Genomic DNA, 12,002 nt, shown 5'->3' with positions numbered 1-12,002 from the left:
GGGTTGAGTAAATATCCTTTGTAACCTATCTCATGTAATTTTATCCCTACTAACCGACGGTAACTCTATTTGAGTTTTTTGCAGTGTTGACTGCCTATTTTTAGTCCAATATGGAGGTTTTTCGTAGTTGTACAAAACCAAAGTTAACTGTATTTTAAGATTAGCTGACGTACTGATTTCCGGAAAATCACCTGACCCTACAAATTGCCCTATATCTCTATTTCCTAGTATTTCAGTTTGAGCCCAAGCATTAGTTACGTTTTCCGGTAAATTACGCAGGCTTGACACTAGTCTAAATCTTTATCCATTGTTTTCTATAACCGCGTTAACTAATTGTTGTTGTCTATTTTCTTCTATTCTTTGTAATGCCATATATTCATCTAAACCTTGAGCGACTAACACAATAGCCTCTTTACAGTTCTCGCTAAACTCATCCCCGAATTCCTCGGAACTGTCTTGGTTCCAAATAGTGTTAATATTTCCGTCATAGCTTTCTGGTAATTTCTCCCTAGCTTCCCTTCTCTGTTTACCGAAACTCCATTCTTCACCTTTTTCGTCACCCCACTTTTCAATCGTTCCTTTACCAGCAGTAACCATTGAAACAATAGCCGTTGCAAGTGTTGAAGGACTTTTATCTAAAAACATTTTAACAACCCGTCTACCGTGTTTAAATAACGTCCATGCTATTGCTTTCATAGCCATGTTAAATGACTGTTTAACGTATGAACCGACAGCTGTAGATACTTCCATAAGCATTTCATGCCCCTTGCTTAATGCTACATGCATAGCGGCCGCTTTATTGAGAAATGCAAGACCTGCTACTGGTAAAACACCACATACTAATTTCCCAGCCATATTACCTAAAAACCCAGCCGTGGTGGTTATAAATTGTCCGGCAATATTTTGGATGTTTCTATCAATATCACTATCGCTAATATTCCAATTAAAATTCCAAAAGCTGTCCCAATTAGAGGTAATAAATGTCGCTACTTTCTCAAAGCTAAAGTTAGATAAAAACTTAGTAATTCCTTCCCATAGCCAACCTCCAAAACTTTTGCCCATAATGTGCCAAACCAACCCGTAGATGTTCTCTGGGCTAAATTAACTTGTCTAACGCCATTCCTACCTATACTGCTACGGGTTTGACGGCTAGACAAGCTACGAGTACTCCTTAGCATTCTTGCACTTCTGGCAACCATTACAAAGTCCCTCTTAGTGGGTTATCGCCGTCAATCAATTCGGTTTCTATCTTGATATCAGGAAAGTCTTTTTTCAATAATTCTTGTACTTTTTTGGTTTCCTGTTCTCTGATATCGTCTTGTTTTTTCATTGAATCATATAACCGCGTTAAATCGGCTAATATGTCTTTGGCTGGGTCATTACTGTTCACCTGTAAAGTACCTTGAGCACGTAAGCAAATATTTCTTTAATTTGATTTAATGTTGTTTGTCATGTTTCTTTCGCATCCTTCTGGTTGGTAATCTTAACCTGGCTTTTATTGGGTTCTAGTAGTTCCTCAAAATTATCAGCTTCTGGAGTAAAGGCTGTTTTAATTTTTGCGTATTTTTTCTCAGTAGCAAATTCTAAATAATCAATTATTTTAGATACTTCACTACCAGCTTTAAAGGCTGCCGCGTGAGCCAAACCTGCTTCATATAACGCCGTTAAAACAGCGTTTTCTGTAACCTGATGAGAGATAGAAATTTCCATTACCATACCAAATATTTCAGCAATTGATTCAGCTAAGTTAGGTAATTTTATTTCGGCTTTTTCTTCTGCTTTTATCATTAGATTGACATCATCAATCTCTACTTTAACTTCAAATTCACCCCATCTTTCATCATCGATGTCAAATCTGTACATTAGCCATTCTGGCAATGTGTTTATTCGTTTAAGAAACAAGATGTGTTACAAGGTTCTATAGACTTACAGATATTTTATGGGAACCTAGCAACAGAAAACGGGTTAAATGTAGGTATCATAAAACTCCCTTATTATGGGGGAATCTATACCGAAAATTTATTAATCGAATTGATTACCAATCAGACATAAGGATTAGCTATAGATTCACATTCTGTATGAAAAGCTAGATGTTTAAATCAATTGCACAATAAGGATTAAATTAATATTTTTGGTATGGCAGAATACCAACTTGATACCTTACCCAAAACACCATCATTAACTCAACCCGAAAATTTTGGTATTTCCGTAGGTAATACCCCTACACTTATCCGCGCCACCAATACTTACAGATATCGCTTACACCTACAGAACACGGCGTTGGGGTTTGGTTTAGTCATGGACACATCAGCAATTGCATACCAGGTCAATGTTTATGGCTACCGCCTAACACTGCATGGGATGACGAGTTAAAATCTACTGCTAGTATCTACGGGATAACAGAGGATAGTGTTTCGCAGATTGTCGGGTTAGAGCAGACAATCACTTACTAACCGGCTACAATGGAATTATTTAGGAGGTAGGTGATTATGAGTTTTTCAGTTTATAGTAGCGCTCTAAATTTAGACACTCTCAATATTACTGCTAAGATACCGGGTACTCCCGTTACAACCGCTATTAGTTTAACGGCTAATACAGTTGCCGAATTAGTGGCAGTAAATGCTAACACAAACGGGCGTAATGTATTTATCAAAAATCGGTCTAATGTACCCGTTCATTTAATCTTAGACCCCACAAAAAATACTGTAGCTAATGCCGCATTTTCTGTGAAGCCGGGTGATACTGTTATGCTCACTATTGGCGCTAGTAAACTACAAGCTATTGCCGAATCAGTTGCTGATATTTCAGTGACCTTGGTTGAGCTGGTCACTGTAGATTAAATAGTTGGGGGATAATCCCCCTTTTTTAGGAATCTTTATTATGACTAATTTCAACATTTACTCTAGTAAATTTGGGCAATCAACCGATGACTTGCCAGAAGGTGAAGTTAATCTGTATTTAACTAATGAACGGATACAAGCAGTTATTGACTCAAATACTAATTTCGCGCCATCCGGTCACGGTCATATATGGGGCGACATCAGTAGTGCGCCTGCTACCGCAACAAGGTGGCCTACTTGGTCTGAAGTTACAAGTAAACCGACAACGTTTACTCCATCAGAGCATACACATTCAAACATTACATTAACCGCAGGAGATGGTTTATCAGGAGGAGGAACATTAGCAGCTAATAGAACAATTAATGTAGATTCAACTGTAGTAAGAAATACAGGAAATCAAACTTTAACAGGAATTAAAACATTTAACATAACAAATAATCCAGTAACTTTTTCAAATAATGAAAGTTTTCCTGATGGAAATATGCTTATTGATTTTAATGTTTGGAGGGGGTTTAATATACGCCGGATAGGCCCTACTGCTAGTTCGGCTTTAGTACTAAATAGTAGAGTTGGAAGTAATAGCTGTGCGTTTTCTCATCAGGGGAATTATTCTATGCAATGAGAAGCAGGTGATAATCCTAGAGTATTTATATATCATGGTCTTAATTTTCATCAAAGCGGTGTTTGGCGAGGTGCTCCTGACAATAGATATTCAATACAATTATATAACGGGCAGACATATTTTATAAAGAGCTCAACTCTTTGATCATCTGGAGTACATACTAGATTTAGAGTAGGAGGCACAAATGTATCTTTTATTAACGAGAGTGGAGATCATGTTAAAGGCGCTTATTATATTAGGTTTAAAACAGTTTTTAATGAGAGTATTAATAAGCTTGAATTTACTTAAAAAAATTAAATGTAATTAAATTTAAATATAATGAGTTAGCAGCAATGGATTTTCTACACAATAAACTAAAATATGTTTAATCGCACAAGAAGTTCAAGAGCACTAACCGGATGCAGTTGAAGTGGTTAAAAACGACCACACAAATGAGCCTGAACTCGATAATAAATGATAGATTATCTAACTATTAGTTATTATCAATTAGTTCCATTATTAGTAGCAGGGATTCAAGAATTATCTCAAAAATTAGACCCACTAGGTAAACCCATAGCATCTACAAATGGTAATATCAGTAATTTACCGACAAGCCCTACAGGTTTAAGTGTAGGTGATTTATGGTGTGACACGGATAACGATAATGTAATCAAACAGGTGAGATAATGTCTAACAAATATGATATATCTGAAACTAATTGGTTTTTAGCTTACAACCAATACTTTATCAAAGAGGATGATACAGCACACGGAAGTAAACGATTGCCAGATATATCAGGTAGCAAATTTGTGAGGATATTATTTGATGCAGACCAGGTTTCTATTTATTGGAAAATGGCAGGATGGTTAAAATTTTACACATACAATGGTGTTAAGCAGAATATGATGGTTAAACGTGAAACTATTTGGCTAAATGAATATCAAATAATTGAATCACCACTATATAGGAATTTTTACGCAATATTTGAACCCTGGGAGAGGATTAAATGGTTTACCCTTTATTTTTGGAGATTAATGCAATGAGTATAATAATACTAGAGGTTGCATTAGTGGTAATTGTTATTATTTATTTTGGCATTTATTCATTGAGAGGCAATAAAATAATTGAGTCTAAACTAGATTTAAACAATAAAAAGTTAGACATATTGTTTGAGTTTTTGAAAAATTAGTTAGATCAGATAGTTGGTAAAAAACAGTTAGAAGATAAAAAGCAATCACCCCATCTCCCAATCAACAGAGATGATATTGATGATGATGGTTGGCGTAAGCCCTAACACCTAACAGCTACCCCAATAACTTAAATGGCCCCCTATGGTTTCTGACTGTAGGGGGTGTCTGCATATTTTTTTACTCTCATTATGAGAACTCATTATGAGAATTAGATTATATGAATGCTCACCCTATTATGTCCACATAATACCCAGAACTAAGTTACCCCCAACAGATAGCTTTACCTACAACCTACGGCTAAGATTTTGGGGGTGAACTGATTATGTTGGTATCGGTTTCCGCACGGGGTGATTGCCAATAAAGGTTGGAGACTTGCTGAGAATTATGTGGGTATCGACCCATCCCGGTAATCTCCCCCAGTTGAAAAGTTTTTTAGGGGTATCGGGTTGGTTCCGGTAGATGATAGTTCAGGTTTTGCGATCGCACATAGGTTTACCTATAGGTCTAGTCCATAGAAAGACAGCCTAATATCTTTGTACATTGATAAATTAATAAGTCCCTTTCTATGGCTACCTACGGCTATCATGTTGACTTTGAAACATACCTCCCCCCCAACCAGAACAAGCACTCTTAGGGAAGCGACCGATGTGATAGCAGTCAATGGTGAGGAACGAACCGATAGGCTTGCCATTGACTGCTATCACAAGGGAGTTACCCTATCGGTGTTTGGTTGGGGGGTGGTATGAGTGTTTGACAGATTAATTAAGTTGTGCTTGTTGACTGAGTAATCATCCTATTGACAGAATTATTTTCCTGTGCTAGGACTAGATTGTGAGTAATATCTGAGTAATTAGGTACGACTATCGGGTTGAGTGTTTCCCGGTTATCGCCGTTAGGATAAGGGTTCAACTGAAATGGAGCTAAGCGGACTCGAACCGCTGACCCCTGCAATGCCATTGCAGTGCTCTACCAACTGAGCTATAACCCCAAAGACATCTTTTAATGTATCACAGGATGATTGGTTAAGTCAATGATTTTGGCAAAAATTTTTTGATATCCTCTAGGCGCTAAAGGGAGGAAAATCGATCGCCCCACACTGGTAATGGTCGCCCCACGGGGTCTAAAGGTGGGACTGTAGACGATCGCACCAGATCACATATAGGAGTAAGCATGATGAGACATTTGGGTAAGGTGGTCGATACACGAACCCATGAGAAAATAAACCACAACCATAGCGACGGCGGAAATAGCCACTAATATACCGGCCAGGACAAAGGAAGACTCTCGATATCGAGCCGCTTGCTGCATCAGATGTACAGACCAGGCTACCAGAGCTATATCAATTATTAGAATAGAAATCAGCATAAGTTACGTTTTGTAACATTTCTTCCATTCTAACAGGAGTTTCGTAACTGAGCCGGTAATGCGGAAAATTTAATCTTTTGTTTAGGTAAAACTCCCGTGGGGAAACCATTAGACGTGGGGGAGTGCGTGGGGACGGACGGGAATATGGCGAGTGGCGAGATAGGATTTGATTTCAGCGACGCTTAACTGTCCGTAATGTAACAGAGAAGCCAATAAAGCCGCCTCCGCGCGTCCCTCGGTTAAGGCTTCGTAGATATGCTGAGAGGTTCCCGCGCCCCCAGAGGCAATCACGGGAATTTCGACACTTTCAGCGATAGTCCGGGTTAATTCCAGGTCATAGCCTGCTTGTGTGCCGTCTGCGTCCATACTGGTCACCAGAAGTTCTCCCGCGCCTCGTTGCGCCAATTCTTTCGCCCAAGCGATCGCATCAAGTCCGGTATTTTCGCGACCACCACGGACAAAAACATCCCAACCGGGATTATTTGGGTCAGTGCGCCGACGGGCATCAATAGCGACTACAATACACTGAACACCAAAGCGATCGCTGGCTTTATTGATTAAATCTGGGTCACGGACCGCCGCCGAGTTAATGCTGACCTTATCAGCCCCGGCCCTTAACAAATTTTTAATCATTTCTAAGTTTTGGATACCCCCCCCGACGGTCAAAGGGATAAACACCTGTTCAGCGGTACGATAGACCACATCAATAATGATATCGCGGTCTTCATGGGTAGCGGTAATGTCCAGAAACACCAATTCATCAGCCCCCGCGTCATTATAGGCGGCAGCCAATTCCACCGGGTCGCCAGCGTCTTGGAGATTAACAAAATTGACACCCTTGACCACCCGACCGGCTCTAACATCTAAACATGGTAAAATGCGTTTAGCAAGCATAGCAACTCCTCGATTATGGGGCAAAAAATTCCTTTTATAGTTTAACTGTTTTGGGCGACCTGATTAGATGTTGTTAATTTTTGCCAATAGTCAGTCAAATCTCGCGCCACTGTGGGGGCTAGAAAATATAGTCCCAATAGATTAGGAATTGACATGGTTAGATACATGGCATCACTGAATTTAATCACCGCTTGAGGATTGACGATCGCCCCTAAAAATATGGCGGTTAAAAATAGGAGTTTATAAATAATCGCCCAGCGTTGTCCTAATAAATATTGCCAACACAATTCCCCATAATATCCCCAGGCTATCATCGTGGAGAAAGCAAAGCAAAATAAAGCGGCAGCCAACACATAAGGGAACCAATGAATCACCGAACCAAAGGCGGCGGATGTGATTTCTGCGCCTCCTAAATTCGCCCAGGCGGGGTTATTATAGGCTCCCGTAATAATGATAACTAACGCGGTCATATTGCAGATAATGACGGTATCAATTAATGGTTCCAGGGTGGCGACTATTCCCTCTCGGATAGGTTCATCTGTGCGAGCGGCAGCATGAGCGATCGCCGCAATTCCCAAGCCCGCCTCATTAGAAAAAGCCGCCCTTCTAAACCCTTGAATTAAGGCTGCCAAACCTCCCACCACCACAGCTTGATCTTCAAAAGCCGAGGCGAAAATAGTAGCGATCGCATCAGGAATTTTTGCCCAATTGACCAGCAGAACCCACAGCGCGGCGATTACATATATAGCACACATGAAGGGAACCAGAACCGCCGTAATTTGAGCTATACGGCGAATCCCCCCAATAATGACCAATCCGACCAAAAGCACCAAAACGGAGCCATAGAGCCACCCCTGAGAGGCGAATACGGGAAAAACTCGTGCGATCGCGACCTTAGACTGATTAGCTTGAAAGATGCTGGAACTCCCCAAGGCGGCGCCGATCGCCAAAACAGCAAACATAGCCGCCAAAACCCGACCCAAGTTTTTTTGTCCCAACTCCTGTAAACCCGCCGATAGATAATACATAGGACCCCCGGCGATCGTACCATCTGGGTTAACGAGGCGGTATTTTTGAGCGAGGGTACATTCCACAAATTTACTACTCATTCCCAGAAAACCCGCCAGAGTCATCCAAACCACAGCCCCCGGACCTCCCAAACCAATAGCGATCGCCACTCCCGCAATATTTCCTAATCCCACAGTAGCCGATAAAGCCGTAGCCAATGCTTGAAAGTGGGAAACTTCCCCCTCATCTTCGGGGTTATCATAGACTCCCAAAACCACTTTAATAGCGTGTGTGAAACCCCTAAGATTAACAAATCTCATCCACAGGGTGAAAACCAGACCACCCGCCATAAACCAGACCACAATTAAGGGTATCCCCCCCACTTCCACAAAGATAATTCTGTAGACAATCTCCAGAATCTGGGCAGCTATAATCGATATATTAGGCAATTTATCCATCTGGCAATTATAACTCCCGTGGTAGCCAAAGCTGGGCAGTCACAAAAGATTTCCCTAAGAAACGGGGTTTCTGAAAGTCTGGGGGGGTAAAGAAACCCGGTTTTTACCAGCATGATATTCAGCCATTGCTGAAGGAGCGATCGCATTCTGCTCACTCTCGGACTTTGTAACCGAGCGATCGCACTTTCGAGTAATTCCGTCATGGTTACCCTAGCCAATACTTGATACTTACCTTATCTAGTATTGCGGATCGCAGGCTAATTGAAGATCGCCCCCACACGATAGGGTCTGTTCTGCATCCTGGAGGGATGAGGTAATATGGGGATATTATCCCGACTCGGTGCGTGGCTATGGATGAACAACAACTGCAAGCCTATCTCTCTTTGCAGCAAGGATTTGAACAGTATCAACGGGGTCAATATCCCCAAGCCTGGGAATCTTTGCAACAGTCTCTCGCCTTGTTTCAAGAAATCGGGGATAAGGCTGGCATCGCTTTATGTTGGGGAGTGTTGGGAGATATCGAGCGAAATCGGGGCAACTGGGATGAGGCCGAGCGTCTGTATCGGCAATCTTTGCAATTGAGAACCGAATTGGGCGATCGCTCCGGCATGGCAACCTCTTGGGGAAGTTTGGGAGATATCCAGCGAAATCGGGGCAACTGGGATGAGGCGGAGCGTCTGTATCGGCAATCTTTGCAATTGAGAACCGAATTGGGCGATCGCTCCGGCATGGCAACCTCTTGGGGAAGTTTGGGATATATCGAGGGAAATCGCGGCAACTGGGATGAGGCCGAGCGTCTGTATCGGCAATCTTTGCAATTGAGAACCGAATTGGGCGATCGCTCGGGCATGGCAAGCTCTTGGGGACTGTTGGGTTGTATTGAGCGCGACCGGGGCAACTGGGATGAGGCCGAGCGTCTGTATCGGCAATCTTTGCAATTGAGAACCGAATTGGGCGATCGCTCGGGCATGGCAAGCTCTTGGGGACTGTTGGGTTGTATTGAGCGCGACCGGGGCAACTGGGATGAGGCCGAGCGTCTGTATCGGCAATGTTTGGAAGTTGAGACCGAATTGGGCGATCGCAAAGGCATGGCAAGCTCTTGGGGAGTGTTGGGAGATATCCAGCGAAATCGCGGCAACTGGGATGAGGCCGAGCGTCTGTATCGGCAATGTTTGGAAGTTGAGACCGAATTGGGCGATCGCTCGGGCATGGCAACCTCTTGGGGAGTGTTGGGAGATATCGAGCGAAATCGGGGCAACTGGGATGAGGCCGAGCGTCTGTATCGGCAATCTTTGGATTTGAGTACCGAATTGGGCGATCGCAAAGGCATGGCAACCTCTTGGGGACAGTTGGGAGATATCGAGCGAAATCGGGGCAACTGGGATGAGGCCGAGCGTCTGTATCGGCAATCTTTGCAATTGAGAACCGAATTGGGCGATCGCTCGGGCATGGCAACCTCTTGGGGACTGTTGGGAGATATCCAGCGAAATCGGGGCAACTGGGATGAGGCGGAGCGTCTGTATCGGCAATCTTTGGAAGTTGAGACCGAATTGGGCGATCGCTCGGGCATGGCAACCAGTTACAATCTTCTCACCTTTGTCTATCAACACTTTAACCGAATTCCTGAAGCGATCGCCGCCTGGAGAGAAGGACTAGCCATTTGTCCCCCAGAGCGATTCCCCCTAGAAGCCTTGGATATCGGTCGCAGATTAGGCGATGCTGCCTTTAAGGTTCAAGACTGGGAAACCGCCATCGAAGGCTATGAGGCTGCCATTGAAGCCGTCGAAACCCGTTGCAGCTTCACCGACTCCTACAGCGAGAAACAAAAACGCCGGGAAGCCGCCTTAGACCTCTATCCCCAACTCGTGCAAGCCTGCATCAACGCCGAAGATATCGGCAAAGCCTTAGCCAGCGTCGAACGCAGCAAATCCCGCAACCTCATCGAACTCCTCAGCAACCGCGACCTGTACCCCAAAGGCGACATTCCCCCAGAAATCCGGCAACAACTCGATCGCCTCCGTCGGGAAGTCACCGCCAAACAGCGACTCCTCGAAACCCTCGAAACCCCCACCAACCCCGATAATCAGGACATCGGCGGACTGGGACAACGGGGCAGCAGTGCCGCCAGCTTCACCCCCGAAGTCATGGACAGCCTGCGTCAACAATACCAACAGGCGCAACAGGCCTTAACCCAACTCCTGGAAACCATCAACACCTACGACCCCAACTTCAGCCTCACCCAACGAGTCCAACCCATCCAATTCTCGAAAATTCAGGAGTTGCTGGATAAGGATACCCTGTTGATGGAATGGTATCTCAGCCGCCGGGGAATTTATACCTTTATCGTCAGTGGCGAAACCGGGGAAATTTCCGTGCATCTTTCCCCCCCGGAAAACCTGGAGCAATTACAGGAGTTGCGCGACACCTATCTCCACACCTATCAACGCCACCACTCCGACGACTGGGAAACCCATCTGAATGACTTCCTGCGCCGTCTGCGGGATATCCTGGAATTACCCCAACTCCTCGCCCAAATTCCCCCCACCTACCGCCGCCTGATTGTCGTACCCTATCGGGAGTTGCATTTATTCCCCCTCCACGCCTTACCCCTGGGGGATGACGATGAACCCGACTATCTCGCCGATAGATTCCCCCTGGGAGTCACCTATAGCCCCAGTTGTCAATTCCTGCAAGTCTCCCAACGCCAGCGCCAAACCAGCAACCGCCAGCGCTTCTTTGCTATCCAAAATCCCACCGAAGACCTAGACTATGCCGACTTAGAGGTTGAAGCCATTTTAGCCAACTTCTCCACCAACGCCGGCCGTCTCGCCCGCCAGCAAGCCAGCAAAACCAGCCTGAATGAAGACCCCCACCGCCAAGCCTTCCAAGAGGCGGACTATCTCCATTTTGCCGGCCATGGGGCGTTCAATTTCAACAGTCCCCTCCTGTCTCCCCTGGTGTTAGCCGGGGCGAAAGTCTCCGTCAGTGACTCAGAAGGCCGAACCCTCTCGGAGGAAACCGCCCCCTCTGAAGCGGCGGAAACTCGTTTTCTCCCCTGGCGCAAAGGCACGCAGATTGACCTGAGCAAATGTTACACTTTGGGAGAATTGTTTGAGCTGTATTTACCCACCTGTCGCCTGGTGATTCTCTCGGCTTGTGAAACCGGGTTAACGGACTTTTCCCCCGACTTGGAAGAGTATATCAGTTTGGGGCTGGGGTTTCTGTATGCGGGGGCGGCGAATGTGATTTGTAGCCTGTGGGCGGTGAATGATGTCTCGACGGCGATTTTGATGGTAAAATTGTATGAGGAAATGCAGACCCAGCCCTCGGTTGCCTTAGCCTTGAAACAGGCCCAAGAGTGGATGAGAGCAGTCACGAAGCAGGAGTTAACGGCGTGGCTGAATGAGCAGGACTCGGCGGGAAACTGTCATCCCAAGGCGAAACTCCGAGATAACTTGGGGTTAGGTTTTCAACGCCCGGATTACCGACCCTATAAACATCCTATCCATTGGGGGGCTTTTTGTGCGATCGGAATTTAACCGTAGGTTGGGTGAAGCGATAGCGCAACCCAACACCCAGCAAATAATCAATTATCAATTGTAGGTTGGGTGAAGCGATAGCGCAACCCAACACCCAGCAAATAATC

The 12,002-nt window shown here is 44.6% G+C and carries 14 protein-coding genes, 1 tRNA gene and 1 pseudogene; 7 read left to right on the top strand and 9 right to left on the bottom strand.

Translation table 11 applies throughout. The annotated features are described in order from the left end of the window. Nucleotides 1-30: 30 nt before the first annotated feature. From N39L_RS06005 to N39L_RS05990, 4 genes and pseudogenes are all read right to left on the bottom strand, one after another. Nucleotides 31-288 (bottom strand): hypothetical protein, encoded by a 258-nt coding sequence (locus N39L_RS06005; RefSeq protein ID WP_014274613.1) that lies wholly within the window; start codon nucleotides 286-288, stop codon nucleotides 31-33. Between the two features lie 12 nt (nucleotides 289-300). Next, nucleotides 301-1,062: a hypothetical protein gene (locus N39L_RS06000; RefSeq protein WP_231851968.1), complete on the bottom strand. Its 762-nt coding sequence runs from the start codon at nucleotides 1,060-1,062 to the stop codon at nucleotides 301-303. Then, nucleotides 987-1,178 (bottom strand): hypothetical protein, encoded by a 192-nt coding sequence (locus N39L_RS05995; RefSeq protein ID WP_162097026.1) that lies wholly within the window; start codon nucleotides 1,176-1,178, stop codon nucleotides 987-989. The genes N39L_RS06000 and N39L_RS05995 overlap by 76 nt, the downstream gene beginning before the upstream one ends. 20 nt (nucleotides 1,179-1,198) lie before the next feature. Then, a pseudogene (locus tag N39L_RS05990) lies at nucleotides 1,199-1,896 on the bottom strand (hypothetical protein); the annotation flags it as partial. A gap of 240 nt (nucleotides 1,897-2,136) precedes the next feature. On the opposite strand from N39L_RS05990, the gene N39L_RS05985 reads away from it, so the two are divergent. From N39L_RS05985 to N39L_RS05960, 6 genes are all read left to right on the top strand, one after another. Next, complete coding sequence (locus N39L_RS05985; protein WP_014274608.1) at nucleotides 2,137-2,373, top strand: hypothetical protein; 237 nt, start codon at nucleotides 2,137-2,139, stop codon at nucleotides 2,371-2,373. A 116-nt stretch (nucleotides 2,374-2,489) separates the two neighbouring features. Next, nucleotides 2,490-2,840 carry a hypothetical protein gene (locus N39L_RS05980; protein ID WP_035737414.1) on the top strand — a complete coding sequence of 117 codons (351 nt, stop codon included), beginning with the start codon at nucleotides 2,490-2,492 and terminating at the stop codon, nucleotides 2,838-2,840. A 40-nt stretch (nucleotides 2,841-2,880) separates the two neighbouring features. After that, a complete protein-coding gene (locus tag N39L_RS05975; RefSeq protein WP_231852104.1) occupies nucleotides 2,881-3,462 on the top strand; it encodes a hypothetical protein in 582 nt (193 codons plus the stop codon). Nucleotides 3,463-3,915: 453 nt separating this feature from the next. After that, a complete protein-coding gene (locus N39L_RS05970) occupies nucleotides 3,916-4,128 on the top strand; it encodes a hypothetical protein (protein WP_006615798.1) in 213 nt (70 codons plus the stop codon). Further along, nucleotides 4,128-4,484 carry a hypothetical protein gene (locus N39L_RS05965; protein WP_014274605.1) on the top strand — a complete coding sequence of 119 codons (357 nt, stop codon included), beginning with the start codon at nucleotides 4,128-4,130 and terminating at the stop codon, nucleotides 4,482-4,484. The genes N39L_RS05970 and N39L_RS05965 overlap by 1 nt, the downstream gene beginning before the upstream one ends. Nucleotides 4,485-5,164: 680 nt before the next feature. Further along, nucleotides 5,165-5,377, top strand: coding sequence for a hypothetical protein (locus tag N39L_RS05960; protein WP_126277468.1), 213 nt, complete (start codon nucleotides 5,165-5,167; stop codon nucleotides 5,375-5,377). Between the two features lie 169 nt (nucleotides 5,378-5,546). Here the strand turns inward: N39L_RS05960 and N39L_RS05955 are convergent. The 5 genes from N39L_RS05955 to N39L_RS05935 all read right to left on the bottom strand — a co-directional run bounded on the left by N39L_RS05955 (nucleotide 5,547) and on the right by N39L_RS05935 (nucleotide 8,559). Continuing rightward, nucleotides 5,547-5,619 (bottom strand) — tRNA-Ala (locus N39L_RS05955). A 164-nt stretch (nucleotides 5,620-5,783) separates the two neighbouring features. Beyond that, nucleotides 5,784-5,996 carry a hypothetical protein gene (locus tag N39L_RS05950; RefSeq protein WP_006616337.1) on the bottom strand — a complete coding sequence of 71 codons (213 nt, stop codon included), beginning with the start codon at nucleotides 5,994-5,996 and terminating at the stop codon, nucleotides 5,784-5,786. A 108-nt stretch (nucleotides 5,997-6,104) separates the two neighbouring features. Continuing rightward, nucleotides 6,105-6,890 carry an imidazole glycerol phosphate synthase subunit HisF gene (gene hisF, locus N39L_RS05945; protein WP_006616338.1) on the bottom strand — a complete coding sequence of 262 codons (786 nt, stop codon included), beginning with the start codon at nucleotides 6,888-6,890 and terminating at the stop codon, nucleotides 6,105-6,107. A 41-nt stretch (nucleotides 6,891-6,931) separates the two neighbouring features. Further along, nucleotides 6,932-8,356, bottom strand: a complete 1,425-nt coding sequence (locus tag N39L_RS05940; protein ID WP_006616339.1) for an alanine/glycine:cation symporter family protein — start codon at nucleotides 8,354-8,356, stop codon at nucleotides 6,932-6,934. Beyond that, a complete protein-coding gene (locus N39L_RS05935) occupies nucleotides 8,326-8,559 on the bottom strand; it encodes a hypothetical protein (RefSeq protein ID WP_014274603.1) in 234 nt (77 codons plus the stop codon). Before N39L_RS05935 ends, N39L_RS05940 begins: the two co-directional genes overlap by 31 nt. A gap of 147 nt (nucleotides 8,560-8,706) precedes the next feature. On the opposite strand from N39L_RS05935, the gene N39L_RS05930 reads away from it, so the two are divergent. Next, complete coding sequence (locus tag N39L_RS05930) at nucleotides 8,707-11,895, top strand: CHAT domain-containing protein (RefSeq protein ID WP_434221612.1); 3,189 nt, start codon at nucleotides 8,707-8,709, stop codon at nucleotides 11,893-11,895. The last annotated feature ends 107 nt before the right edge of the window (nucleotides 11,896-12,002 follow it).

It is taken from the genome of Limnospira platensis NIES-39 (genome assembly GCF_026000695.1).
Taxonomy (GTDB): domain Bacteria; phylum Cyanobacteriota; class Cyanobacteriia; order Cyanobacteriales; family Microcoleaceae; genus Limnospira; species Limnospira platensis.
The sequence above is the reverse complement of the archived record's forward strand: the minus strand, read 5'-3'. Positions and strand labels throughout refer to the sequence as shown.